Genomic DNA, 24,090 nt, shown 5'->3' with positions numbered 1-24,090 from the left:
CATGTTGGCTGAACCAACGCGAGTTCGTTCCCAACAAACACCCTTGACGCCTTCCCCTCTTTGAGAAATGCTAAGATGTCAGACCAATTTCAAGCTCTGACTGCCTGATAAGAAAATGGGGAACCATGAAGGCAAATCGTAGCGACAGGCCGGTCATTCGGCCGCTTCCGGTCATGGACCGCGCGCGTCAGGTGACCGATGCGCTGGCGGATTATGTCGAGGAAGCCAGGTTGAAGGCGGGCGATCGGCTGCCGGCCGAGCGCGAGCTGATGGCAGCCCTTGCCGTCGGTCGCTCGACCATTCGCGAGGCGATCCGCCACTTCCAGGCGCTCGGCGTCATCGAGACGCGCAAGGGCAGTGGCACCTATCTGCTGAAACCGGTTTCCAGGGCGACGATCCACATGCCGCTGTCGCTCGACGCGGTCCATTTGCGCGACGCGCTGCTGCAGACGCTGGAGGTTCGCCGCGGCATCGAATGCGAGGCGGGCATGGTCGCGGCGCGGCGGCGTACGAGCACGGATCTCGTCGTCATCGAGGAAAAGCTGAACGCGATGGAACGGGTGCACTTGGAGAAGGGCACCTCCGGGCCGGAGGATCTTGCCTTCCACCTCGCCGTCTACGACGCCACCCACAATCCGCTGTTTCGCCAGCTTCTCGAGCAGATGCGCGAGACCTTCGAGCGCTTCTGGGAGCATCCGTTCGACCGGCAGGATTTCGCGCGTCGGTCCTTTCCCTTTCACCGCACGCTTTTCAACGCGATCGCTGCCAGGGATCCCGAGGCGGCGCGTGCCGAAACATTGAAAATTCTCGACATCGTCGAGGAAGACATCAAGGAAATGTCCAAATGAGCAACGGCGCAGAACCGTTCGATCTTGCTTCCCTCATCACCGCGCACGACGAGAGCAACTTCGCTGACGCCGTCGTGCCGCCGATTTTCCAGACCTCGCTTTTCACCTTTTCCGATTATGACGACATGATCACCTCCTATCGCGGCGAGAAGGTGCGGCCGATCTATACGCGCGGCCTGAACCCGACGGTACGCTCCTTCGAGGAAATGCTCGCCAAGCTCGAAGGTGCCGAGGATGCGCTGGGTTTTGCCAGCGGCATGGCGGCAATCTCGTCCTCGGTGCTGAGCTTTGTCGAGCCGGGTGATCGCATCGTCGCCGTCAATCATGTCTATCCCGACGCCTTCCGCCTGTTCGGCACCATCCTGAAACGGATGAAGATCGAGGTGACCTATGTCGACGGGCGCGACGAGGAAGCGGTCGCCAGGGCGCTGCCCGGCGCCAAGCTTCTGTACCTGGAAAGCCCGACGAGCTGGGTGATGGAGGCCCATGACGTCGGTGCGCTCGCAGCCCTCGCCAAGCGGCACGGTGTTGTCTCGATGATCGACAACAGCTGGGCAAGCCCGTTCTTCCAGCGGCCGCTGACGCTCGGCGTCGATCTCGTCATCCATTCGGCCTCGAAATATCTCGGCGGCCACAGCGATGTGGTGGCGGGCGTCATCGCCGGCTCGAAGGCGATGATCGCCCGCATCAAGGCGGAGGCCTATCCCTATCTCGGCGGCAAGCTTTCGCCGTTCGACGCCTGGCTGCTGATCCGCGGTCTGCGCACGCTGCCGCTGCGCATGCGGGCCCACGAGACATCGGCGCTTGAAATCGCCAGGCGCCTGCAGAAGCTCGACGTGGTGGAGACGGTCTGCCATCCGGGGCTCGCCAACCGCCTGCCCGCCGGCCTCATCGGCACCTCGGGCCTGTTTTCCTTCATCTTCCGCGAGGGCGTCGATATCCGCACCTTCGCCGATCACCTCAAGCTCTTCAAACTGGGCGTAAGCTGGGGTGGACATGAAAGCCTGATCGTACCGGGCGAGGTGGTGCTTCAGCAGAAGGCACAGCCGAATTCCGCACATGCCTTCGGCATCCATGCGCGATCCGTACGTCTCCATGTCGGCCTCGAAGGAACCGAGGCTCTGTGGAGAGACATCGAGGAGGCGCTCGCCGCCGCCTCACAATCCTGAAACCCGAGAGAAACCTAATAAGGGGGAACTGAGCCATGAAAAAACTAATAATCTCGACGCTCTTTGCTTCGATGATGGCGGGTACGGCCTTTGCCGATACGACGCTCAAGCTTGTCGAAGTCATCACCAGCCCGGAGCGCACCGAAACGCTGAAATCGATCGTCGGCAAATTCGAATCCGCCAATCCCGGCACCAAGGTCGACATCATCTCGCTGCCCTGGAACGAAGCCTTCCAGAAGTTCGCGACCATGGTGTCGGCCGGCGACGTGCCCGATGTCATGGAAATGCCCGATACCTGGCTGTCGCTCTATGCCAATAACGGCATGCTCGAGAGCCTGGAGCCCTACCTCGAAAAGTGGGAACACACCAAGGAGCTGACGCCGCGCGCGCTCGAACTCGGCCGTGACATCAAGAACACAGCCTATATGCTGCCCTACGGCTTCTATCTGAGGGCGATGTTCTACAACAAGAAACTGCTTGCCGAAGCTGGCGTCGCCGCGCCGCCGAAGACGATGGAGGAATTCACCGCCGCTTCGGAGAAAGTTTCCAAACTGTCCGGCAAATACGGCTACTGCATGCGCGGCGGACCAGGCGGCCTCAACGGCTGGATGATCTTTGCCGCCTCGATGGCCGGCTCGAACAAGTACTTCAACGACGACGGCACCTCGACGATGAACAGCCCCGGCTGGGCCAAGGGCATCGAATGGATGGTCGATCTCTACAAGAAGGGCTATGCGCCGAAGGATAGCGTCAACTGGGGCTTCAACGAAGTCGTCGCCGGCTTCTACTCCGGCACCTGCGCTTTCCTCGACCAGGATCCGGATGCGCTGATCGCCATCGCCGAACGCATGAATAAGGATGATTTCGGCGTGATGCCGTTGCCGAAGGGTCCTGACGGCAAGTCCTTCCCGACGATCGGCTATGGCGGTTGGTCGATGTTCACGACCAGCGGCAACAAGGATCTCTCCTGGAAGCTGATCGCCACCCTCGAAGGGCCGGAAGGCAATATCGAGTGGAACAAGCGCATCGGCGCCCTCCCGGCCTATACGGCGGCCGAGAAGGATCCCTTCTATGCCGGTGACCAGTTCAAGGGCTGGTTCGAGGAACTGGCGGACCCGAACACGGTACCAACCGTGATGCCGACCTACCTCGAGGAATTCGCCTTCTTCAAGGATTCGCTGGCGATCAAGACCTCACAGCAGGCATTGCTCGGCGATATCTCGGCGAAGGACTTGGCCAACCAGTGGGCCGAATACCTCACCAAGGCACAGCAGAAGTTTCTTGCCAAGAAATAAGTGGGCTTTGAGCCAGAAGCCCCTCAACCGACCCTACGGGCTACCTTCTCCCCGAGGGAGAAGGGAACGGAAACGTTGCGGCATATTCCCTTCTCCCCAGCGGGGAGAAGGTGCCGGCAGGCGGATGAGGGGCTCCGGTCTCTCCATTCAAAAGCACCACAAATTCCCAACCGGGTAAGACAATGGAAATTGCAGACCGATGACCATTTCCGCCGATACGCTCGATATGCGTCGCGACCGCAGGCCATGGCTGCGTCGTGTTGCCGATGCTTCGGAGCCCTATCTCTACAGCGCGCCGTCGCTGATCCTGATCATTGCGGTGATGCTGGTGCCGCTGACGGTCGGCATTTCCTATGCCTTCCGCGATATCCAACTGCTCAATCCGTTTTCCGGCGGCTTCATCGGGCTCGATCATTTCCGCGAGCTTGCTGGCGATGCCGCCTTCTATGGCGCGCTAAGGAACACGCTCTGGTGGACCGGCGCTTCCGTCGTCCTGCAGTTCGTCTTCGGGCTGATCCTGGCGCTGCTGCTCGACAAGCCGTTTAAGGGCCGGGCAATCGCCCAGGCACTGGTCTTCCTGCCTTGGGCCGTGCCGTCCTTTCTCGCCGGCCTCAACTGGGCCTGGCTGTTCAATCCCGTCATCGGGCCGATCCCGCACTGGCTCTTCGCCCTCGGGCTGATGCATGAGCCGGGCAACATCCTCTCCGATCCCAATTATGCGATGTGGGGGCCGATCGTCGCCAATGTCTGGTGGGGCATTCCGTTCTTCGCCATCACCCTGCTTGCGGCGCTGCAGGCGATCCCGCGCGATCTCTATGAGGCGGCATCGATCGACGGCGCCGGCTGGTTCCAGCGCTTCCGCTCGATCACCCTGCCGTTTCTGGCGCCGACGATCGCCATCACGGTGCTGCTGCGCACCGTATGGATTTCCAATTTCGCCGATCTCATCGTCGTCATGACCAGTGGCGGGCCGGCCGACCGAACGCAGATCGTCGCCAGCTACATCTTCACGACGGCCTTCAGGCGGCTCGATTTCGGTTATGCCTCGGCGATCGCGCTGGTGCTGCTCGTGCTGCTGCTTGCCTATTCGATGCTGATCATCCTGCTCCGGCAGACGCTGCTGAGCAAGGATTGAGATCATGAGACGATCCGTCATTCCCACCATCGCACACCGTCTGGCGATCCTCTGCTACATCGCCTTCGCACTTTTTCCGCTGTTCTGGCTGCTCAAGGTCTCGGTGACGCCGAATGACCTGCTCTATAGCGAAGGGGTGCGCATGTGGCCATCGCGCATGACATGGGATCACTATGCCTTCGTGCTGCGCCACAGCGCCTTTCCGACCTTCTTCAAGAACAGCCTGATCGTCTCGGCCTCGACGGCTGTCACCGTGACCATCTGCGCCTCGCTCTCGGGATATGCGCTGTCGCGCTTCAATTTCCGGGCAAAATACTGGATCGTCGCCCTGATGCTGCTGACCCAGATGTTCCCGCTGGTCATGCTGGTGGCGCCGATCTTCAAGATCCTGTCGCCGCTGCACCTGACCAACAGCCTGACCGGGCTCGTCGTCGTCTACACCGCCTTCAACGTGCCTTTTGCCACCTTCCTGATGCAGTCCTTCTTCGACGGCATCCCGAGGGATCTCGAAGAGGCGGCGAAGATCGACGGGGCGACGCAGTTCACGGCGTTTCGCCAGATCATCCTGCCGCTGACGCTGCCGGGGATCGCCGCCACCCTCGGTTTCGTCTTCACCGCCGCCTGGAGCGAACTGCTCTTCGCGCTGATGCTGATCAACGGCAATGATGCGGCGACCTTCCCGGTCGGCCTTCTCACTTTCGTTTCGAAATTCTCGGTGGATTTCGGGCAGATGATGGCGGCGGGCGTCATGGCGCTCATTCCGGCCGGCCTCTTCTTCCTGCTTATCCAGCGCTATCTCGTCCAGGGCCTGACGGCCGGCGCGGTCAAGGGTTAAACAAATGGCATCGATCGATATCCGGAATATCCACAAAGCCTATGGCCATGTGCAGGTGCTGCACGGCGTCGACCTCGAGATCCGGGACGGCGAGTTCGTCGTGCTCGTCGGCCCGTCCGGCTGTGGCAAGTCCACGCTGCTGCGGATGATCGCCGGGCTGGAGGAGGTCACATCAGGCGAGATCAGCATCGCCGGCAATAGGGTCAACGAGCTGCATCCCAAGGATCGCGACATCGCCATGGTGTTCCAGTCCTACGCGCTTTACCCGCATATGAACGTCGCCGGCAATATGAGCTACAGCCTCAGGCTCCGGAAGGTGGCGAAGGAGAAGATTGCAGGCGCGGTGGCCGCAGCCGCTGCCAAGCTCGGCCTCGACCCTTTGCTCGAACGAAGGCCGAAGGCGCTTTCCGGCGGCCAGCGCCAGCGCGTCGCCATGGGCCGCGCCATCGTGCGCCAGCCGAAGGCCTTTCTGTTCGACGAACCGCTGTCGAACCTCGATGCGCGCCTGCGCGAACAGATGCGCGCCGAAATCAAGAAACTGCATGGCGACCTGAAGGCGACCTCAATCTACGTGACCCACGACCAGATCGAGGCAATGACGCTGGCGGACCGGATCGTCGCCATGCATGGCGGGGTGGTCCAGCAGGTCGGCAGTCCCCTGGAACTCTACGACCGCCCCGCCAATCTCTTTGTCGCCGGCTTCATCGGCTCGCCGGGGATGAATTTCCTCGAGGCCACCTATGATGCCGGCGGCGTGAAGTTGAAGGACGGCACGATCGTGCCGCTTGCAAAGCCGCTGCCGCTTGTCGACGGCGCAAAGGTGACGCTCGGCATCCGGCCGGAGCATGTGCTGGTGAGCGACGGCGGGGCAGGGCTCGCCACCGATGTGGAACTCGTCGAGCCCACAGGCTTCGGCATCATCCTGCACCTTGCCCTGCATGGTCTGCCATTCAAGATCTTCACGCTGAACCGCGAAGCGCTGAAGGCAGGTCCGAAAATCAATGTGGCCTTCCCCGCTCAATATCTGCACGTGTTCGATGGCGAAGGAAAACGCGTCGATTGAATGGTCGGAGGCCGGTAGCCGGACGCTATCGGTTTCGGCATACTGTCTCCGGTAGGGTGGGGAGGCAGAACATGCTTGTTGCGCAGATATCCGATATCCATGCGAGGCCGGACCTTTCGTCGCTGCGGACGCTGGAGCGAGCGATAGCGTGGCTGAAGACGTTCCGCCCGGATGCACTTGTTGTCACCGGAGATCTGGTGGACGACGGATGGCGGCAAGGCTATCGCCTGGTCGCCGAAAGCCTGCGGTCGCTGGACTGCCCTGTCCACCTGTTGCCGGGCAACGGTGACGACGTGCAATTGATGCGTTCCGAACTTGCCGCCGTCGGCTCGTGGATCAATGCGACGGGACCAGTGCACTTCCAGACAGCCGTCGATGCCCTGACCCTCTTCGGTGTCGATGTGACCGTCGCCGGTCGGAGCTATGGCGATGTCCTGCCGCATCTGCCATGGCTGATGAGCGTGCTTGCGGATGTGACGACACCCTCGCTTCTCTTCATGCATCAGCCGCCATTCAGGATCGGCATCGAGGTGCTGGACCAGGTGGGATGCAGGAACGGCAGTGCGCTTCTCAGCACCCTGGAGACAATGCACAGGCTGCCGCTGGCGATTCTCTGCGGCCATGTCCACCGACCTGCAATTGGTCGGTTGGGATCGATCCCTGTCCAGACCTGCGGCTCCCTTTGCCTGCCCAATCCGCTTCTGCTGGAAGGCCGTGCCGATCTTTCGGTGATCGACGCTCCGTCCTTCCTCGTGCATGAGGTCAGCGACGGTAGGCTGGTTTCACATGTGGTCTCGATTCCGGTATCCGACAGGGGGGCATGAAATGGGATTGAACAGTCATTCCTCACGCGCTGCGAGCGGAAAAATCTTTTGCCGCATCGCCCAGGAGGGCTATATCGTCCGTGTGATCTTGCTGGACTGGATGCCATGATCGACACTGTTCTCGACCGCTTTCTCCGTTATGTCGTTATCGATACGCAATCCGATCCTGCCTCGTCGACGCAGCCGACCACCGGCAAGCAGAAGGATCTCGGCCGGGTTCTGGTCGATGAACTGCTGAAGATCGGTCTTGCCGACGCGCATCTCGATGAACACGGCTATATCTACGCGACCATTCCGGCCAATAGTGACAAGACGGTGCCGGTCATCTGTTTCTGCTCGCATATGGATACCGCACCCGATTTCAGCGGCACCGATGTCAAGCCGCAGATCATCAGGAACTATGCCGGCGGTGATATCAAGCTTGCCAATGATACGAGCCGGGTGATCCGCGTCAGCGATCATCCCGAACTGAAGAACCAGATCGGCAACGATATCGTCACGACCGACGGCACGACATTGCTCGGTGCCGACGACAAGGCCGGACTGGCCGAAATCATGACCGCCGCTCAGATGCTCGTCGGTAATCCCGATATCAGGCACGGGACGATCAAGATCCTGTTCACCCCCGACGAGGAAGTCGGGCGCGGCGTCAACAAGGTCGACCTGAAGAAACTCGGTGCCGACTTCGCCTATACGATGGACGGCGAGACGGCCGGCCATATCGAGGATGAGACCTTCTCGGCCGATGGCGTCGAGATCAGCATATCAGGTGTGGCAATCCATCCCGGCTTTGCCAAGGACCGCATGGAAAACGCCATCAAGATCGCAGGCGCCATCATCGACCGGCTGCCGAGGCATCTTGCCCCCGAGACCACCGAAGGAAAGCAGGGCTTCATCCATCCGACAGGCGTGACCGGATCGATGGAGAAGGCGTCGCTGAGCCTCATCATCCGTGACTTCACCGACAAGGGGCTGACGGAAAAGGAAACGATGCTCGAAGCCATCGTTAAGGACGTGTTGGCTGGCTATCCCGGCTCGACCTATCGTTTTGAGGTGAAGGAGCAATATCGCAACATGAAGGTGGTGCTCGATCGTCACCCGGAGATCGTCGAGAACGCCATCGAGGCGGTGCGCCGGGCCGGCATGACGCCGGTGCGCGGCAGCATCCGCGGCGGCACGGATGGCTCTCGCCTTTCCTTCATGGGACTGCCGTGCCCGAACATCTTCGCCGGCGGCCATGCTTTCCACTCGCCGCTAGAATGGGTGAGCCGTCAGGACATGGAAAAGGCCGTCAAAACGATCGTGGAATTGGCGAGGGTCTGGGAAGAGCGCGCCTAAAGCATGTCGCGCAAAAGTGTGCAGCGGTTTTGAGATCGCGACATGCGGAAATCAAAGACCTGAAGTGCGGTAAGCGGATCTGAAAGATTGCGACGCGCTTTAGGCGCGCTTCCATCTAACTCATACCGGAAGGACGGTTTAACCACCGTTCGTCGGAAGGCTTTCACGCAGCATCACGCTGTCATAGGCGGGCCGGGGAATAGGGATCGCGATGGGCATTCCCGGCTCCGGCTCGACCGATGTTACCGGTGATGTTTCCGGCGAAGTCACCGGCGCCGTTATCCGCATCTGCCCCGTGCTTGCCGTCGCCATGGGGTCCGGAGCCGGCAGAGGAACGGGAACTGCCGAGGGTATCAATGCCTCGAATTGCGGCGGCAGCATGCTTTCGCCGGGCACATAGTTCATCGCCACCTCGTAGGAGGGCAGCGGCGGCGGCGTTTCAAGCATGCCGTTGGAATCGCGCTTCTCGTAGAAGGCGTTACCGCCGGCAACCGTCACATAGTGCATGTTGTCGTAAGGGAATTTCAGGCCATCGGTGTGGAAGAACATCGCATCCTTCACCGCAGGATGGCGTGCGCCCTTGATAAGAATCGCATCGGCCGCGCTCGCAAGCTCAGTTTCCGCCTGCGGTTTGACTTCGCGCGTCATCACGCCGGGCGCGAACTGCCTTTTCTGGGCCACGACGCCGCAGATCGATGTGGAATAGGCGCCAGAGGTGAGCCTGTTCATGACGACGGTCCCGACAGCCATGTAGCCGTCCTCGTCCGAATGCTGCGATTCGAAATACATCGCGCGTTGGAGGCACTCGCGGTCTTTGGCCGTATAATTGAACGTGACTTTCGCCGCTTGGCCCTGCTTCGTCTTGGTGTTCGCCGCCGTCGCCGCCGGTTTCGATGTCGTCGTGCAGCTTGCCGCTGCCAGTCCTACAAACAAAATCCCGATCAGGGATTTTCCAAAGGAAATCTCCGCCCTCAACGCCAGGTGCCTCCTACGGAATTAGTTCAGCCCTTCATGATTAAGCGAAAACGTTTTACTCGTCATATGACTGAAATACAAACAACCTTAGATAACAAAAACCTTAAGGGCTTCTCGCCAAATACGATTCCGGCGATGAGCCTTTCCATAATTCCCGAGATCGGAATCGATCCAAGGATAAAATTAAGCAGCAATTCAAAGTGTTACAGCGTCTTCTGCAGCTCTCGAAAAGACGCGCGGCGCTGCCCCAATCTCCATCAGCTGCGGAACAGTTTCCAGCGGGTTGGCTTGAAAGCTACCCGGTTGCGGTCAAGCCTGTCGGCCTCGCTCGGCGGCAATTCGATCTCGATATGCGGGCGGTCGTTGCCGATATCCAATTCGATATGACGGGTGCCTGCCACGCGGCGGCTGGAGACCGGCTGGCCGGCTATGCAGTTTTCGGCTGATTCGCAGAGCCTGACGTCATGCGGGCGGAAGTAGAGCTGCGCGGGTCCCTCGGGCTCACCATCGGCATTAAGACCGAGCGAACGGCCTTCGAAGAGGATGTCACCGCCTGATATCTCGACCTCAAGGCAGTTCGATTGGCCGATGAAGCCGAAGACGAAGGGCGAGTTCGGATAATCGTAGACTTGGTCGGGCGTGCCGACCTGCTCGATCGCGCCCTGGCTCATAACGACGACACGGTCGGCGAGTTCCAAGGCCTCGTCTTGGTCGTGGGTGACGAAAACGGTGGTGTGGCCGGTGCGGTCGTGGATCTCGCGCAGCCATTTGCGCAGGTCCTTGCGAACCTGGGCGTCGAGCGCCCCGAAGGGTTCGTCGAGCAGCAGCACGTTCGGCTCGACGGCCATAGCGCGGGCGAGGGCCACGCGCTGGCGCTGACCGCCGGAAAGCTGGGCGGGATAGCGTTTTTCAAGACCGGAAAGCTGGACAAGGTCGAGCAGTTTCAGCGCCCGCCGGCGGATGTCGGCCTTCGCAGGCCGCCGCGCACCCTTTCTGACTCTCAGGCCGAAGGTGACGTTATCGAGCACCGTCATGTAGCGGAAGAGGGCATAATGCTGGAAGACGAAGCCGATATTGCGCTGCTGCACTGATTTCTTCGAGGCATCCTCGTCGCCGAAGAAGATCAGCCCCTCCGTCGGGCTTTCCAGCCCGGCGATCAGGCGCAGCAATGTCGTCTTGCCGGAACCCGAAGGGCCGAGCAGTGCGATCAGCTCGCCGGAGCGGATGTCGAGCGAGACATCGTGCAGCGCCGGAAAACGATCGAATTCCTTGCGAATGTTTTGAACGCGTACTTCCATTCCAATTCCTTCAGTGCCGCCGGCTGGCGGCGATTTCGGCGCTATAGCGCATTTCCAGCAGCGTCTTCAAAACAAGAGTCAGGAGCGCGAGCAAGGCCAAAAGCGTGGCGACGGCAAAAGCGCCGGTGAAATTATACTCGTTATAGAGGATTTCCACCTGCAGCGGCATCGTATTGGTCTGGCCGCGGATGTGGCCTGATACCACTGAGACGGCGCCGAATTCACCCATGGCGCGGGCGTTGCAGAGAAGCACGCCGTAGAGCAGGCCCCATTTGATATTCGGCAAGGTCACGTGCCAGAAGGTCTGCCAGCCGCTGGCGCCGAGCGAAAGGGCCGCCTCCTCGTCGGCCGTTCCCTGTTCCTGCATCAGCGGAATCAGTTCGCGGGCGACGAAGGGGAAGGTGACGAACATGGTGGCGAGGATCAGCCCCGGCACCGCAAACAGGATCTTGATGTCGTGAGCGCTGAACCACTGGCCGAGCCAGGTATTGGCGCCGAACAGCAGAACGAAGACCAGGCCCGATATCACGGGTGAGACCGAGAAGGGCAGGTCGATCAGCGTCGTCAGGAAGGCTTTGCCTTTGAACTCGAATTTGGCGATTGCCCAGGCGGCGGTGACCCCGAAGGCGAGGTTGAGCGGCACGCTGATCCCCGCGACGATCAATGTGAGGCGGATTGCCGAAAATGTCTCCGCATCGCCGAGCGCCTCGAGGAAGGGGCCGGTGCCCTTGCGGAAGGCCTCTACGAAAACGGCCGCGAGGGGCAGCAGCAGGATCAGCAGCAAGAAGACGAGTGAAAGGACAATCAGGCTGTAGCGTGCGATCCGATGTTCAGTCGTCACCGAACGCAGCTTTGCCGGTCGAACGGTCGCATCAAGCGCCATAGCCATACCTCCGCCTGCTCCAGCTCTGGATGAGGTTGATGACCAGCAGCAGGGCGAACGAGAGGACCAGCATGATCGCCGCAATGCCGGTGGCTGCCGCGTAATTATACTCTTCGAGTTTGATGATGATCAGCAGCGGCGCAATCTCCGATTTGAACGGCAGGTTGCCGGCGATGAAGATGACCGAGCCGTATTCGCCGACGCCGCGGGCAAAGGCGAGCGCGAAGCCGGTGAGCACGGCCGGCGCCAGCCCCGGCAGCAGCACGCGGAAAATCGTCTGGAAGCGGTTGGCGCCGAGCGTTGCCGCAGCCTCCTCCACTTCCTTGTCGATCTCCTCCATGACGGGCTGCACGGTGCGCACCACGAAGGGCAGGCCGACGAAGATCAGCGCCACGACGATGCCGGCTGGCGTAAAGGCGATCTTGATGCCGAGCGGCGTCAGGAACTGACCGATCCAGCCGTTCGGCGCATAGAGTGTCGCCAGTGCGATGCCGGCAACGGCGGTCGGCAGCGCGAAGGGCAGGTCGACCATGGCATCGATGATGCGTTTGCCGGGGAAGCGGTAACGCACCAGCACCCAGGCGAGGATGATGCCGAAGACGGCGTTGACGATCGCGGCGATGAAGGCGCTGCCGAAGCTGATACGCAGTGCGTTCAACGTGCGGGGATCGACCGCGATCGACCAGAATTTCTCCCAGCCGAGCGCGCTCGACCGGACGGCAAGGCCCGAAAGCGGGATGAGGATCAGAAGGGTGAGCCAGGTCAAGGTAAGGCCGAGCGCCATTCCGAAACCCGGAATGACGCTCGGCCGTTTGAACCGCCACCGCGTGGGGCTATGTGCTTTCATGAAGTCTATTATTGGGCCGGCTTGTAGATTTGGTCAAATACGCCGCCGTCGCCAAAGAATTTCGGCTGTGCGCTCTTCCAGCCGCCGAAGTCGTCGATGGTCGCCAGCGTCAGCTTCGGGAAGCGGGCGATGTCAGCCGGATCGGCGGCTTCCGGCTTGAACGGCCGGTAGTAATGCTTGGCGGCGATCTTCTGGCCTTCGTCCGAATAGAGGTAGTTGAGATAGGCTTCGGCGACCTTGCGTGTTCCCTTCTTGTCGACATTGCCGTCGACGATGGCGACCGGCGGGTCGGCGCGAATGGAGAAGGTCGGTGTCACGATCTCGAACTGGTCGGGACCGAGTTCCTCGAGCGAAAGATAGGCTTCGTTTTCCCAGGCGAGCAGCACATCGCCGAGGCCGCGCTGGACGAAGGTGGTCGTGGCGCCGCGGGCGCCGGTGTCGAGAACCGGAACGTGCTGCAGCAGTTTCGCAACGTAATCCTGCGCCTTGGCTTCGTCGCCGCCGTTGGCCTGCTTCGCCCATGCCCAGGCGGCAAGGAAGTTCCAGCGCGCGCCGCCCGATGTCTTCGGGTTCGGGGTGATGACCTGCACGTCGTCCTTGACCAGGTCGCCCCAATCCTTGATGCCCTTCGGGTTGCCCTTGCGGACGAGGAAGACGATCGTCGACGTATAAGGCGTCGAATTGTTGGGGAACTTGGTCTTCCAGTCGGCCGGGATCTTGCCGGTCGCCTTGGCGATGGCGTCGATATCGCCTTCGAGGGCAAGTGTCACGACATCGGCGTCGAGGCCGTCGATGACGGAGCGGGCCTGGGCGCCGGAGCCGCCATGCGATGCCTGGATCGTCACGGTTTCACCGCTGTCCTTTTGCCACTTGGCGGCAAAGGCGGCATTGAAATCCTTGTACAATTCGCGGGTCGGATCGTATGAAACGTTAAGAAGCGTCTGATCCGCGAATGCCGGAGCGATGCCCCCGATTGCGAAGCTGCCTGCCATGACCGCCGCCGCGAGGAGCCGGGTGAACCGTTGTGTCTGCATGGGAACCCTCCTGTTTTTGTGTCTTAACTCTATCCATTCAGTCGTATAATGAAACGAAGTTTCTTCCCGTTCCAGCCGGGCTGTTAGAATGTCATTCCATTTAAGAGGCGGTTTCGAAATGGACGTGCCGAAGTTGGCCGCGGCCAATCGATCGTCGCCCGCCGTCGTGTCGCGGGAGCGTGTTTTTTTGGCCACAGTTCCTCCGCGAAAGCGACATGATGGTGCTGATTTTTGCCAAGATTTTGCCGCGATGACACTTGCGGATTCCTATATGGCCTCCGTTGCGGTCGTATTCGCCGACCGCAACGCGGGGGCAACCCTTGAAGTGCGCCTCGCATTCCAAACCTGTTAAGGGCCATTCAAAATGAATATCAGGACGATCCTTTTTGCCTCCGTTGCCGCCCTTGCCGCGGCCTCCGGAGCCCGTGCAGCCGACGCCATCGTGGCGGCGGAACCCGAGCCCGTGGAATATGTTCGCGTTTGCGACGCCTACGGTACCGGCTATTTTTATATTCCGGGGACGGAAACATGCCTTTCGATCGGCGGTTACATCCGTACTGAAGTGCGTTTCGGTGACCATATTTCCGGCGACTCCGACGTAGACTTCTGGACTCGCGGTCAGGTCACCTTCCAGGCCAAGAACGACACCGAGTACGGCACGCTCACCGGCGTCATCACGCTGCGTTACAATGTCGACAATGCCACCGACCAGGAAGCATTGCTCGATGAAGGCTATATCGACATTGCCGGTTTCCGCGTCGGTAAGCTGTACAGCTGGTGGGATGACGACATGAGCGGCGAGACCGATACGCTCGCCAGCAACGAGACGACCCACAACTCGATCCGTTATCAGTACGAGGCCGGCGCTTTCGCGGCCGGCATCTCGGTCGACGAACTGGAAGACGACTACGCCACCAAGCCGGGCGACGGCCCGAACAACTTTGGTGTCGCAGGCCAGGTCTCTTACAAGGCCGGCGCCATCAGCGCTTACCTGCTTGCCGGTTATGACACCGACACCAGCGAAGTCGCTGTCCGCGGCATCGTCTATGCCGATATCGGCCCGGGCACGCTCGGCATCGCCGGCGTATGGGCAAGCGGCGCCAACTACTACTACGAAGAGTCCGAATGGACGATCGCAGCAGAATATGCCTTGAAGATCAACGACAAGTGGAAGGTCACTCCCGGCTTCCAGTACTTCGAAAACATCGCTCTCGAGGCTGACGGCAACGGCTTCACCGGCGGCAGCGCCTATACCACAGGTGTCACCATCGACTACCAGATCGTCGAAGACCTGCGTACGAAGCTCAGCGTGCAATATCACGATGAGGACGAAGGCGACGACGAAGTGTTCGGCTTCCTGCGCTTCCAGCGCGATTTCTAAGATAGTCTGATTGCAGACGAGCGGGCGCGACCTTCGGGCCGCGCCTTTTTATGATGCCGACAAGTGTGAGCGATCTTCGGACGACATCATGCTCTCGCTATTGAATTTGGACGTCACACCCGTGAATCGGCGATGAAATCGGAATAGAATTCGTCGACCGTTCTTGCCTTGCGCATGGCGGCAAGCACGCCGTCCGATTGCAGCCGCCTGGCGATGGCAGACAGCACGTTCAGATATTCGCCGCGATTGTTTTCTCCAAAGAGCAGCACGAAGGCGATGTCGGTCGGGATATCGTCGATCGCTTCGAAATTCAGTGGTTGGGCGAAGCGGATGAGAAGGCCGCGCGGGCTGGTCATGCCGTCGATCGCCGCATGTGGAATGGCGATACCGTTGCCGATGCCGGTGGAACCGAGCTTCTCACGCGCTTCGAGCGCCTTCAGGATGGTCTGGCCATCGACGGAGAATGCCTTGGCCGCCTTGTCCGCGATGGTCTGCAGCGCGCGCCATTTGGTCGGCGCCGACACGCCGATGGAGGTGTGTTCCGGCCGTATGATGTTCAGAAGGTTCATGTCATTCTCAATACTGTTCGGCTCAATACTGCTCGGGCAGCGGGAGGGAGGGGATGTCAATCCGGTTCCCTGAGCCGGTAGCCGACGCCGGTCTCGGTGGTGATATAGTGCGGCTGGTCCGGAAGCTGCTCGACCTTTTGCCGCAGCTGCCGGATATAGACGCGCAGATACTGCACATCCGCCGCCGGCCCCCATACCTGCTTTAAAAGAAACTGGTGTGTCAGCACCTTACCGGCGTGCTGGGCGAGCACGCGCAGGATGTCGTATTCCTTCGGCGACAGCTTTATTTCCTGGCCGTCGACCTTGACGATGCGCTTGACGAGATCGATCGACAGCCCGCCGGTCTGGAAGATTGCCTTTTCGCCCTGCTGCTGCAGGCGGTGGCGCAGCGCCACGCGGATGCGGGCGCCGAGCTCGTTGATGCCGAAGGGCTTGGTGACGTAATCGTCGGCGCCGCTTTCCAGCGCCTTGACGATACCGGCCTCGTCAGTGCGGCTGGAGAGAATGACGACCGGCATGGAAAGCCCTTCGTCGCGCCACGCCTGCAGCAAGTCGTGGCCTGATGTATCGGGCAGGCCGAGGTCGAGCACGATGAGGTCGGGCATGTCGGCGGCGACCGACTGACGGGCGGCGCTGGCGTTCGGCGCCTCCTGCACCTCGTAGCCTTGCGCGGTCAGGCCGACGCGGAGCAGCTTGCGGATCGGAGGCTCGTCGTCGACGACGAGGATTTTGACGGCTGAACCGGTCATTTGAGTTCATCCAGTTTTGGAATGTCGGTGGGTTTCGGCAGGCGGATGGTGAAGACAGCGCCCGGACGGCCCGTCCGGTTGCCGGCGGTGATCGCGCCCCCCATCGCCTCGATGAAGCCGCGACAGATGGAAAGGCCAAGCCCGGTGCCGGCGCGCACCTGATCGCCCTTGCGCACGCGGTAGAAGGTATCGAAGACGCGGGTAAGATCGGCCGGTGGAATACCCGGGCCTTCGTCCGAGACCTGCACGACGACGTTGTCGGCATCGGCCCAGCCCTCAATGTGGATGACCGATCCCTCGGGCGCGTATTTTGCGGCATTGTCGAGAAGGTTGAAGATCACCTGTTCGAACAGGACGGGATCGACGCGTACCATCGGCAGGTCGGCGGGAATGCTCATCTCGGTCTTGTGGTGATCGAGGATCTTTGCGGCGCGGCGCAGCGCGCTGCCGACGATGTCTCCGGCATAATGCAGCGCGTGGTTCGGCTCCATCGCGCCGGATTCGATCTTGGTCATGTCGAGCAGGTTGGCGATGAAGCGGTTGAGGCGTTCGGATTCGTCGACGACGGTCGACAGCAGGTCGCTGCGATCCTCCTCCGGCATCGAGGCGAAATAATCGCGCAGCGTGCCGGCGGCGCCGAGGATGGCGGCAAGCGGCGTCTTCAGGTCGTGCGAGATCGACGTCAGCAGGGCCGAGCGCAGCCGGTCCGCTTCGGCCGCAAGCCGTGCCCGGTCGACATCGGCAACAAGCTGGATGCGTTCGATGGCAAGGGCCGCCTGATCGGCCAGCGCATCCAGCAGCCGCTGTTGCTCCGGTGTCAGCAGCGGCCCGTCGCGGCGGTCGCTGTCGAGGCCGATGACGCCGACGGCGGTGCGCCCGGTTCGGAGCGGCACATAGAGGCGCTTGGCGCCGGGCAGGGTGTCGGCGCCGCGGCCGGCGGCATGATTGTGCTCCCAGGCCCAGCGGGCCGCGGCGATATCGGCATCGTCGAGCGTGTCATCGGGGGGATAACCGGCCTTGACGGCGATACCGCCCTCTTCCGGCAGCAGCAGCACGACGCGGACCTTCAGCATCGAGGCGAGCTGGAAGGCCGTCGCCCAGAGCACGTCGTCGAGCGTGCCGGTGCCGGCGAGTTTTTTAGAGAAGAGATAGAGGTCCTCGGTCGTGCGCGCCCGCTGGCGGGCGGCCGCCGCCTGGCGCTGCACGGTCGCGGTCAGGTTGCTGGCGATGATGGCGACGCCCAGGAAGAAGAAGAGCGCAAGTACGCTTTCCGGATCGCTTATCGTCAACGTGTAGCGCGGCGGCAGGAAGAAGAAATTGAAGGAAAGCGCGCTGAGGATGCAGCTGTAAAGGGCCGGCCGCAGGCCGTGGAGGACGGCGGAGGTCAGCACCGCCATCAGGAAGACGAGGGCGAGGTTGCGCACGTCGAGCACCTGGTCGAGCACGATGCTGACGCAGAGCGCGATGGCGACATAACCGGTTGCCAGCAGGTAGGCCCTGAAATCCAGTGGCGGCGGGGTGGCGGCCGCCCTGACGCCGCGCGCGGTGGTGCCGTCCTTCTCATTGCCTGAAATGACATGGACGCTGATCTCGCCGGTCTTGCGGATCAGCTCGTCGGTGATCGAACGGCTCCACCAGTCGCGCCATGTCGGCTTCTTCGGGGCGCCGATGACGATATGGGTGACGTTATTGGCGGTGGCATGACGAACGAGCTCCTCGGCCACTTCGCGACCGGGAATGGTGATCGCTTCGCCGCCGAGCTGCTCGGCAAGGCGCAGCGTGGCGGCGACGATATCGCGCTCGGCTTCCGTCAGATTGATCGAGCGGTTGGTCTCGATATAGACGGCAGCCCAGGGCGCGCGCAGCCGCGAGGCCATGCGGGCGGCATAACGCACCAGCGAGGCGGAGCGCGGATGGTGGTCGACCGAGACGAGAACGCGTTCGCCCGCCGCCCAGGGGCCCGATATGGCATGGGCCTGCATATGCGTGAGCAGCTGGTCGTCGACGCGCTGGGCAGTCTTGCGGAGCGCAAGCTCTCGCAGTGCCGTCAGGTTGCCGGGGGTGAAATAATTGCTCAGCGCACGTTCGGCGGTGCGCGGCATGTAGACCTTGCCGTCATGCAGACGCTTGATCAGATCATCCGGCGTCAGGTCGATGATCTCGACGTCGTCGGCAAGGTCGATAATCGAGTCCGGCACCGTCTCGCGCACGCGGATGCGGGTGATCTGCGAGACGACGTCGTTCAGGCTTTCGACATGCTGGATATTCAGCGTCGTATAAACGTCGATGCCGCGATCGAGCAATTCCTTGACATCGAGATAGCGCTTCGGATGGCGGCTGCCCTCGGCATTGGTGTGGGCGAGTTCGTCGACCAGCACAAGATCCGGCCGGCGGGCGAGGATGCCGTCGAGGTCCATTTCCTCGAGCGGCCGGCCCTTGTAGCTGATTTCAACGCGGGGGATGATCTCGAAGCCGGCGACGAGCGCCTCGGTCTCCTTGCGGCCATGAGTTTCGACAACGCCGATGACGACATCGAGACCGTCGGCCATCTTGGCGCGGCCGGAGACGAGCATCTCGTAGGTCTTGCCGACACCGGGGGCGGCACCGAGGAAGATCTTCAGACGGCCGCGCGACTCCGCCCGGGCTTTTTCAAGAAGCGCATCGGGCGAGGGCCTGCCGGCCTGGTCGCGATTGTCGTCTGGCATGCGTGTGGTCTTTCTGCAGATGGCTGCCGAGAATGCGTTACGTCTCGTATCCCTCATTAAGTCAGTTGAGCGGCCCCCACCCTCCGTCATGCTCGGGCTTGACCCGAGCATCTACATCGCGTCCACCAGCGGCGACGGCATGGATCCTCGGGTCAAGCCCGAGGATGACGGAGGGTGGTGTTGGCCTTCTCGCCAAACTCGCCCTGGCCTACAGAGGCGCCCTCAGCCTTCCGACGTCACTGAGTCATAGAAGCATCAAGGCTCTGGTTCAACGCCAGAACATTGACTGTGGGTTCGCCGAGAATGCCGAGTTCGCGGGCATGAACCACACCGTCGACCAGCGCCTTGACCTTGGCCTCATCAACACCACGTGCCTTGGCGACGCGCGCCACTTGAAAGTAGGCAGCCTCCGGCGAGATATCGGGATCAAGGCCACTGCCCGAAGCGGTGACGAGGTCGGCGGGCACCTCCGCGTTCGGGTTCGTCGCCTTGGCGGTCTCGTAGTCGCCCTTGACGCGGTCGATCAGCTTCTGGCTGGTCGGGCCGAGATTCGAACCGCTGGAGGCAGCCGCATTGTAGCCGTCGCCGGCGGCCGAAGGGCGGCCGTGGAAATACTTGTCGCTGGTGAAGGCCTGGCCGATCAGCGTCGAGCCGATCACCTGGCCGTTCTTCTCGATCAGGCTGCCGTTCGCCTGGGTCGGGAAGAGGGCCTGGGCAGCACCCGTCATTGCGAGGGGATAGAGAAGACCGGTGATGGCGGTGGTGGCGACGATCATGACGATTGCCGGACGAAGTTCTTTGAACATTGTCTTACTCCTTGGAGTGTTCAGGCGAGCCCGAGGGCTGCGACGGCCATGTCGATCGCCTTGATGCCGATGAAGGGGACGATGATGCCGCCGGCACCGTAGATCAGCAGGTTGCGCGACAGTAGAGCGCCGGCGCCGATCGGACGGTAGCGGACACCTTTCAGCGACAGCGGGATCAGCGCGATGATGATCAGGGCATTGAAGATGATCGCCGAGAGGATGGCGCTTTGCGGCGTCGACAATCCCATAATGTTGAGCACGCTGAGCTGCGGGTAGAGGGTCAGGAACATCGCCGGGATGATGGCGAAATACTTGGCAATGTCGTTGGCGATCGAAAACGTCGTCAGCGCGCCGCGCGTCATCAGGAGCTGCTTGCCGATCTCGACGATCTCGATGAGCTTCGTCGGATCGCTATCGAGATCGACCATGTTGCCGGCCTCGCGGGCGGCGACCGTGCCGGTGTTCATGGCGACGCCGACATCGGCCTGGGCGAGCGCCGGCGCATCGTTGGTGCCGTCGCCGCACATGGCGACGAGCTTGCCCTTCGACTGTTCCTCGCGCATCAGCGCCAGCTTCATCTCCGGCGTTGCCTGGGCGAGGAAGTCGTCGACGCCGGCTTCGGCGGCAATGGCGGCTGCCGTCAGCGGGTTATCGCCTGTGATCATCACCGTGCGGATGCCCATGCGGCGCAGCTCGGTGAAGCGCTCGCGGATGCCGCCCTTGACGATATCCTTCAGCTGGATGACGCCAAGCAGCCTGCCGTCGCGGGCAACTGCCAGCGGCGTGCCGCCTGATTTGGCGACTTCGTCGGCGATCGACTGCAGTTCGCGCACGACCTCGCTGCCGTTTTTCGAGGATGAATCGCCGTTGACATAGGCCAGCACGGCATCGACCGCACCCTTGCGGATCGAGGCTCCTTCGAGATCGACGCCGCTCATGCGGGTCTGGGCGGTGAAGGGCACGAAGGTTGCTTTCAGGCTTGCCATGTCGCGGCCGCGGATCGCGTATTTCTCCTTGGCGAGCACGACGATGGAACGACCTTCCGGCGTTTCGTCGGCAAGCGAGGCGAGCTGGGCGGCATCGGCGAGATCCTGTTCGGAAACGCCGCGGACCGGACGGAAGGTCGTCGCCTGGCGATTGCCGAGCGTGATCGTGCCCGTCTTGTCGAGCAGCAGCGTGTCGACGTCGCCGGCAGCTTCGACCGCGCGGCCGGACATGGCGAGCACGTTGAAGCGGACGAGGCGGTCCATGCCGGCGATGCCGATTGCCGAGAGCAGCGCGCCGATCGTCGTCGGGATCAGGGTGACGAAGAGGGCGACGAGCACGATGATCGGGATCGAGCCGCCGGCATAGATGGCAAAGCTCGGGATCGTCGCGGTGGCAAGCACGAAGATCAGCGTCATGCCGGCAAGCAGGATGTTGAGCGCGATCTCATTCGGCGTCTTCTGGCGTTCGGCGCCTTCGACGAGCGCAATCATCCGGTCGATGAAGGTCGAGCCGGCGGCGGCGGTGATGCGGACAAGGATCCAGTCGGAGAGTACCTGCGTGCCGCCGGTGACGGCCGAGCGGTCGCCGCCGGATTCGCGGATGACAGGGGCGGATTCGCCTGTTATCGCCGCTTCGTTGACGGAGGCAACACCTTCGATCACTTCGCCATCCGACGGGATGATGTCGCCGGCCTCGACGAGCACGATATCGCCGACCTTAAGGCTGGTGCCCGGCACCATGCGGTAGCCGCTGCCGTTGTTGGCGGTGAGTAGCTTCGCCTGGGTTTCGGTGCGCGCTTTGCGCAGCGAATCCGCCTGCGCTTTGCCGCGGCCTTCGGCGACGGCTTCGGCGAAGTTGGCGAAGAGGACGGTGAACCAGAGCCAAAGATTGATCTGAAACGAGAAGCCGAGATTACCGTTGCCTGCTACGAAATCGCGCAGGAAGAGGATGGTGGTCAGCACCGAGACCGTGGCCACGACGAACATGACCGGGTTTCTGGCAAGCGCGCGCGGGTTCAGCTTCTTGAACGCGGCGCCCACGGCCGGAATGAGGATGCGAGAATCCATGATGCTCGCGGATTTTGCCTGGCTCATAAGAGACTCCAGCTTTGAAACGAGGATGGCGAACCGGAAGCCGGTCAGCCCTGTAGGATTTTGAAGATGGCGGCGATGACGAGGGGGCCTGCCATCATCACCAGGATGATGTCGGAGGCTTAGGGTCTCGGGCCATTCCCTCGTCCCGGCGCACCGGGACGAGGGTGGGAGCGTTGCGAAGCCTCTGACGGAGGATCATGGCATCACCTCAGAAGGTCTGGCCGGCGATCATGACCAGGTGCTCGACGATAGGGCCGAGCGCCAAGGCCGGAAAGAAGGTCAGGCCGCCGACGATCAGGATCGTGCCGACCAGCAGGCCGACGAAGAGCGGTCCATCCGTCGGGAAGGTGCCTGCCGAAGCCGGAACCGTCTTTTTGGCGATCAGCGAGCCGGCGATGGCAAGCGCCGGGATGATGACCAGGAAGCGGCCGGCGAGCATGCCGATGCCGAGCGTCACGTTGTACCAGGGCGTGTTGCCGGTCAGGCCGCCGAAAGCCGAACCGTTGTTGGCCGCAGCCGAGGTATAGGCATAGAGGATTTCGGAGAAGCCGTGCGGGCCGGCGGTGCCGATCGAGGCGACGGCGGAGGGCAGCACGGTGGCGATTGCGGTAAAGACCAGCATGGCGAGCGGCAGGCAGAGAATGGCGAGAACGGCCATCTTCATTTCCTTCGCCTCGATCTTCTTGCCGAGATATTCCGGCGTCCGGCCGACCATCAGGCCGGCGACGAAGACGGCGACGATGATGAAGAGAAGGATGCCGTAGAAACCCGCGCCGACACCGCCGACAATGATTTCGCCGAGCTGCATGTTGATCAAAGGGATCAGGCCACCAAGCGCGGTGAAGCTGCCGTGCATGGCATTGACCGCGCCACAGGAAGCGGCCGTCGTAATGACCGCAAAGAGCGAAGACAAGGCAACGCCGAAGCGGACTTCCTTGCCTTCCATATTGCCGCCGCCGAGACCGAAAACGTGCATCAGCGGGTTGCCGGCAGCTTCCGCCCAATATGTGACACCGACACCTGCGAGGAACAGCACGCCCATCGTGGCAAGGATCGCCCAGCCCTGGCGCTGGTTGCCGACCATGCGGCCGAAGACGTTGGTCAAAGCCGCGCCGATCGCGAAGATTGAGACCATCTGGACGAGATTGGAGATCGCGTTGGGATTTTCGAACGGATGGGCCGAATTGGCGTTGAAGAAGCCGCCGCCGTTGGTGCCGAGCATCTTGATCGCAAGCTGCGAGGCGACCGGCCCGACGGCAATCGTCTGCTGCGCACCTTCGAGCGTGGTCGCATTGACATAGGGCCCAAGCGTCTGCGGCACGCCGAGATAGACGTAGACGATGGTCAGCACGATGCAGATCGGCAGCAGGATATAGAACGTGCCGCGGATCATATCGACCCAGAAATTGCCGATCGCCTTGCCCGACGCCCGTGCGAAGGCACGGATGAAGGCGACCGCGATCGCCATGCCGGTCGCGGCCGACAGGAAGTTCTGCACCGTGAAGCCGGCCATCTGGGTCAGATACGACATGGTGCTTTCGCCGCCATAATTCTGCCAATTGGTATTTGTGGGAAAGCTGACGGCGGTGTTGAACGAAAGCTCCGGCGGGACGGCGGCCATGCCGGCCGGATTATAGGGCAGGACGTCCTGCAGGCGCAGGAGCGCGTAGAGGACGAGGACGCCGAGGAGGTTGAACATCAGCATCGCGAAGGCATAGGAGGTCCAGTGCTGCTCTTCGCGCTCGCTGGTGCCGGCAATACGGTAAAGCCCCTGTTCGATCGGGACGAGGACCGGGGAGAGGAATGTGCGCTCTCCGTTATAGACACGCGTCATGTAACCGCCGAGCGGTTTGACGAGCACGAGCACGATCCCGCAGTAAAGCAGGATCTGAAGCCATCCGTTGAGGGTCATGGAGGTAAACTTTCAATACCCGGCTGCTTCTCGGTCGCGCATGCGCGACCCCAGAAGCGCCAGTTCTCTTCAGAAGCGTTCTGGGCGAAGGAGAGCGTAGGTGAGGTAAACGGTGAGAAACACGGTTACGGCACCGCTCAAGACATAATCGAGGGTCATCGTCGTTTCTCCTGTCAAAGCCTGTCGCAGGCTCGGGTGTAGGCAAAGCACAGCGCAAAGAATATGATCGCCGTGCCGAGTAGAATGATATCCATCATGATCGTGACTCCTGTCGTTCTTCTTGGAGTCAGACAAGACAAAGGGCGCTGGGAGGCCGCCTTTCATGCTTTCTGGCGTGGAGACG

Annotated in this window: 22 protein-coding genes; 10 read left to right on the top strand and 12 right to left on the bottom strand. The window is 61.7% G+C overall.

Annotated features, from left to right (window positions below):
• Positions 1 to 125 precede the first annotated feature (125 nt).
• The 8 genes from ACIPSK_RS00450 (at position 126) to pepT (ending at position 8,507) form a co-directional block, all read left to right on the top strand.
• Positions 126 to 848 (top strand): FadR/GntR family transcriptional regulator, encoded by a 723-nt coding sequence (locus tag ACIPSK_RS00450; protein ID WP_162115278.1) that lies wholly within the window; start codon positions 126 to 128, stop codon positions 846 to 848.
• Positions 845 to 2,017, top strand: coding sequence for a PLP-dependent transferase (locus ACIPSK_RS00445; protein WP_446532620.1), 1,173 nt, complete (start codon positions 845 to 847; stop codon positions 2,015 to 2,017). Before ACIPSK_RS00450 ends, ACIPSK_RS00445 begins: the two co-directional genes overlap by 4 nt.
• Positions 2,018 to 2,052: 35 nt before the next feature.
• Positions 2,053 to 3,312: an ABC transporter substrate-binding protein gene (locus ACIPSK_RS00440; RefSeq protein ID WP_162115280.1), complete on the top strand. Its 1,260-nt coding sequence runs from the start codon at positions 2,053 to 2,055 to the stop codon at positions 3,310 to 3,312.
• A 199-nt stretch (positions 3,313 to 3,511) separates the two neighbouring features.
• Positions 3,512 to 4,447: a carbohydrate ABC transporter permease gene (locus ACIPSK_RS00435; protein ID WP_162115281.1), complete on the top strand. Its 936-nt coding sequence runs from the start codon at positions 3,512 to 3,514 to the stop codon at positions 4,445 to 4,447.
• Between the two features lie 4 nt (positions 4,448 to 4,451).
• Positions 4,452 to 5,282: a carbohydrate ABC transporter permease gene (locus ACIPSK_RS00430; RefSeq protein ID WP_162115282.1), complete on the top strand. Its 831-nt coding sequence runs from the start codon at positions 4,452 to 4,454 to the stop codon at positions 5,280 to 5,282.
• A gap of 4 nt (positions 5,283 to 5,286) precedes the next feature.
• Positions 5,287 to 6,345, top strand: coding sequence for an ABC transporter ATP-binding protein (locus ACIPSK_RS00425; protein WP_162115283.1), 1,059 nt, complete (start codon positions 5,287 to 5,289; stop codon positions 6,343 to 6,345).
• A gap of 71 nt (positions 6,346 to 6,416) precedes the next feature.
• On the top strand, positions 6,417 to 7,169 hold the full coding sequence (locus tag ACIPSK_RS00420; protein WP_162115284.1) for a metallophosphoesterase: 753 nt from the start codon (positions 6,417 to 6,419) through the stop codon (positions 7,167 to 7,169).
• 105 nt (positions 7,170 to 7,274) lie between these two features.
• Complete coding sequence (pepT, locus tag ACIPSK_RS00415; protein ID WP_162115285.1) at positions 7,275 to 8,507, top strand: peptidase T; 1,233 nt, start codon at positions 7,275 to 7,277, stop codon at positions 8,505 to 8,507.
• 138 nt (positions 8,508 to 8,645) lie between these two features.
• Here the strand turns inward: pepT and ACIPSK_RS00410 are convergent, their stop codons facing one another.
• The 5 genes from ACIPSK_RS00410 to ACIPSK_RS00390 all read right to left on the bottom strand — a co-directional run bounded on the left by ACIPSK_RS00410 (position 8,646) and on the right by ACIPSK_RS00390 (position 13,544).
• Entirely contained in the window at positions 8,646 to 9,482 is an 837-nt protein-coding gene (locus ACIPSK_RS00410; protein ID WP_162115286.1) for a cell wall hydrolase, read from the bottom strand.
• A 257-nt stretch (positions 9,483 to 9,739) separates the two neighbouring features.
• Positions 9,740 to 10,780, bottom strand: a complete 1,041-nt coding sequence (locus tag ACIPSK_RS00405; RefSeq protein ID WP_162115287.1) for a sulfate/molybdate ABC transporter ATP-binding protein — start codon at positions 10,778 to 10,780, stop codon at positions 9,740 to 9,742.
• A gap of 10 nt (positions 10,781 to 10,790) precedes the next feature.
• Positions 10,791 to 11,663 (bottom strand): sulfate ABC transporter permease subunit CysW, encoded by an 873-nt coding sequence (gene cysW, locus ACIPSK_RS00400; RefSeq protein ID WP_017968349.1) that lies wholly within the window; start codon positions 11,661 to 11,663, stop codon positions 10,791 to 10,793.
• Positions 11,653 to 12,510: a sulfate ABC transporter permease subunit CysT gene (cysT, locus tag ACIPSK_RS00395; protein WP_162115288.1), complete on the bottom strand. Its 858-nt coding sequence runs from the start codon at positions 12,508 to 12,510 to the stop codon at positions 11,653 to 11,655. Before cysT ends, cysW begins: the two co-directional genes overlap by 11 nt.
• Before the next feature lie 8 nt (positions 12,511 to 12,518).
• The gene (locus tag ACIPSK_RS00390; protein WP_017968351.1) at positions 12,519 to 13,544 is read right to left on the bottom strand and encodes a sulfate ABC transporter substrate-binding protein; all 1,026 of its coding nucleotides are present in this window, start codon (positions 13,542 to 13,544) and stop codon (positions 12,519 to 12,521) included.
• Between the two features lie 118 nt (positions 13,545 to 13,662).
• On the opposite strand from ACIPSK_RS00390, the gene ACIPSK_RS00385 reads away from it, so the two are divergent.
• Both ACIPSK_RS00385 and ACIPSK_RS00380 read left to right on the top strand, forming a co-directional pair.
• Entirely contained in the window at positions 13,663 to 13,896 is a 234-nt protein-coding gene (locus tag ACIPSK_RS00385) for a hypothetical protein (RefSeq protein WP_157386387.1), read from the top strand.
• 12 nt (positions 13,897 to 13,908) lie between these two features.
• Positions 13,909 to 14,925: a porin gene (locus tag ACIPSK_RS00380; RefSeq protein ID WP_017968352.1), complete on the top strand. Its 1,017-nt coding sequence runs from the start codon at positions 13,909 to 13,911 to the stop codon at positions 14,923 to 14,925.
• 113 nt (positions 14,926 to 15,038) lie between these two features.
• Here ACIPSK_RS00380 and ACIPSK_RS00375 read toward each other — a convergent pair whose 3' ends face one another.
• The 7 genes from ACIPSK_RS00375 to ACIPSK_RS00345 all read right to left on the bottom strand — a co-directional run bounded on the left by ACIPSK_RS00375 (position 15,039) and on the right by ACIPSK_RS00345 (position 23,906).
• Positions 15,039 to 15,494, bottom strand: coding sequence for a PTS sugar transporter subunit IIA (locus ACIPSK_RS00375; protein ID WP_162115289.1), 456 nt, complete (start codon positions 15,492 to 15,494; stop codon positions 15,039 to 15,041).
• Between the two features lie 56 nt (positions 15,495 to 15,550).
• Positions 15,551 to 16,243, bottom strand: a complete 693-nt coding sequence (locus tag ACIPSK_RS00370; RefSeq protein ID WP_162115290.1) for a response regulator transcription factor — start codon at positions 16,241 to 16,243, stop codon at positions 15,551 to 15,553.
• Positions 16,240 to 18,948 carry a sensor histidine kinase gene (locus ACIPSK_RS00365; protein ID WP_162115291.1) on the bottom strand — a complete coding sequence of 903 codons (2,709 nt, stop codon included), beginning with the start codon at positions 18,946 to 18,948 and terminating at the stop codon, positions 16,240 to 16,242. The genes ACIPSK_RS00370 and ACIPSK_RS00365 overlap by 4 nt, the downstream gene beginning before the upstream one ends.
• A 236-nt stretch (positions 18,949 to 19,184) precedes the next feature.
• Complete coding sequence (gene kdpC / locus ACIPSK_RS00360; protein WP_170258366.1) at positions 19,185 to 19,754, bottom strand: potassium-transporting ATPase subunit KdpC; 570 nt, start codon at positions 19,752 to 19,754, stop codon at positions 19,185 to 19,187.
• Positions 19,755 to 19,774: 20 nt separating this feature from the next.
• Complete coding sequence (kdpB, locus tag ACIPSK_RS00355) at positions 19,775 to 21,835, bottom strand: potassium-transporting ATPase subunit KdpB (protein WP_162115293.1); 2,061 nt, start codon at positions 21,833 to 21,835, stop codon at positions 19,775 to 19,777.
• 208 nt (positions 21,836 to 22,043) lie between these two features.
• The gene (gene kdpA, locus ACIPSK_RS00350; RefSeq protein WP_162115294.1) at positions 22,044 to 23,747 is read right to left on the bottom strand and encodes a potassium-transporting ATPase subunit KdpA; all 1,704 of its coding nucleotides are present in this window, start codon (positions 23,745 to 23,747) and stop codon (positions 22,044 to 22,046) included.
• A 69-nt stretch (positions 23,748 to 23,816) separates the two neighbouring features.
• Entirely contained in the window at positions 23,817 to 23,906 is a 90-nt protein-coding gene (locus tag ACIPSK_RS00345) for a K(+)-transporting ATPase subunit F (protein ID WP_003547774.1), read from the bottom strand.
• Between the last annotated feature and the right edge of the window lie 184 nt (positions 23,907 to 24,090).

This window comes from Rhizobium sp. LARHSG275 (assembly GCF_052871115.1).
The sequence above is the reverse complement of the archived record's forward strand: the minus strand, read 5'-3'. Positions and strand labels throughout refer to the sequence as shown.

What these genes read in the sequence shown, in the direction of transcription:
- ACIPSK_RS00450 (WP_162115278.1), top strand. Translation starts at nt 126, where the DNA reads ATGAAGGCAAATCGTAGCGACAGGCCGGTCATTCGGCCGCTTCCGGTC.
- ACIPSK_RS00445 (WP_446532620.1), top strand. Translation starts at nt 845, where the DNA reads ATGAGCAACGGCGCAGAACCGTTCGATCTTGCTTCCCTCATCACCGCG.
- ACIPSK_RS00440 (WP_162115280.1), top strand. Translation starts at nt 2,053, where the DNA reads ATGAAAAAACTAATAATCTCGACGCTCTTTGCTTCGATGATGGCGGGT.
- ACIPSK_RS00435 (WP_162115281.1), top strand. Translation starts at nt 3,512, where the DNA reads ATGACCATTTCCGCCGATACGCTCGATATGCGTCGCGACCGCAGGCCA.
- ACIPSK_RS00430 (WP_162115282.1), top strand. Translation starts at nt 4,452, where the DNA reads ATGAGACGATCCGTCATTCCCACCATCGCACACCGTCTGGCGATCCTC.
- ACIPSK_RS00425 (WP_162115283.1), top strand. Translation starts at nt 5,287, where the DNA reads ATGGCATCGATCGATATCCGGAATATCCACAAAGCCTATGGCCATGTG.
- ACIPSK_RS00420 (WP_162115284.1), top strand. Translation starts at nt 6,417, where the DNA reads ATGCTTGTTGCGCAGATATCCGATATCCATGCGAGGCCGGACCTTTCG.
- pepT (WP_162115285.1), top strand. Translation starts at nt 7,275, where the DNA reads ATGATCGACACTGTTCTCGACCGCTTTCTCCGTTATGTCGTTATCGAT.
- ACIPSK_RS00405 (WP_162115287.1), bottom strand. Translation starts at nt 10,780, where the DNA reads ATGGAAGTACGCGTTCAAAACATTCGCAAGGAATTCGATCGTTTTCCG.
- cysW (WP_017968349.1), bottom strand. Translation starts at nt 11,663, where the DNA reads ATGGCGCTTGATGCGACCGTTCGACCGGCAAAGCTGCGTTCGGTGACG.
- cysT (WP_162115288.1), bottom strand. Translation starts at nt 12,510, where the DNA reads ATGAAAGCACATAGCCCCACGCGGTGGCGGTTCAAACGGCCGAGCGTC.
- ACIPSK_RS00390 (WP_017968351.1), bottom strand. Translation starts at nt 13,544, where the DNA reads ATGCAGACACAACGGTTCACCCGGCTCCTCGCGGCGGCGGTCATGGCA.
- ACIPSK_RS00385 (WP_157386387.1), top strand. Translation starts at nt 13,663, where the DNA reads ATGGACGTGCCGAAGTTGGCCGCGGCCAATCGATCGTCGCCCGCCGTC.
- ACIPSK_RS00380 (WP_017968352.1), top strand. Translation starts at nt 13,909, where the DNA reads ATGAATATCAGGACGATCCTTTTTGCCTCCGTTGCCGCCCTTGCCGCG.
- ACIPSK_RS00375 (WP_162115289.1), bottom strand. Translation starts at nt 15,494, where the DNA reads ATGAACCTTCTGAACATCATACGGCCGGAACACACCTCCATCGGCGTG.
- ACIPSK_RS00370 (WP_162115290.1), bottom strand. Translation starts at nt 16,243, where the DNA reads ATGACCGGTTCAGCCGTCAAAATCCTCGTCGTCGACGACGAGCCTCCG.
- ACIPSK_RS00365 (WP_162115291.1), bottom strand. Translation starts at nt 18,948, where the DNA reads ATGCCAGACGACAATCGCGACCAGGCCGGCAGGCCCTCGCCCGATGCG.
- kdpC (WP_170258366.1), bottom strand. Translation starts at nt 19,754, where the DNA reads ATGTTCAAAGAACTTCGTCCGGCAATCGTCATGATCGTCGCCACCACC.
- kdpB (WP_162115293.1), bottom strand. Translation starts at nt 21,835, where the DNA reads ATGAGCCAGGCAAAATCCGCGAGCATCATGGATTCTCGCATCCTCATT.
- kdpA (WP_162115294.1), bottom strand. Translation starts at nt 23,747, where the DNA reads ATGACCCTCAACGGATGGCTTCAGATCCTGCTTTACTGCGGGATCGTG.
- ACIPSK_RS00345 (WP_003547774.1), bottom strand. Translation starts at nt 23,906, where the DNA reads ATGACCCTCGATTATGTCTTGAGCGGTGCCGTAACCGTGTTTCTCACC.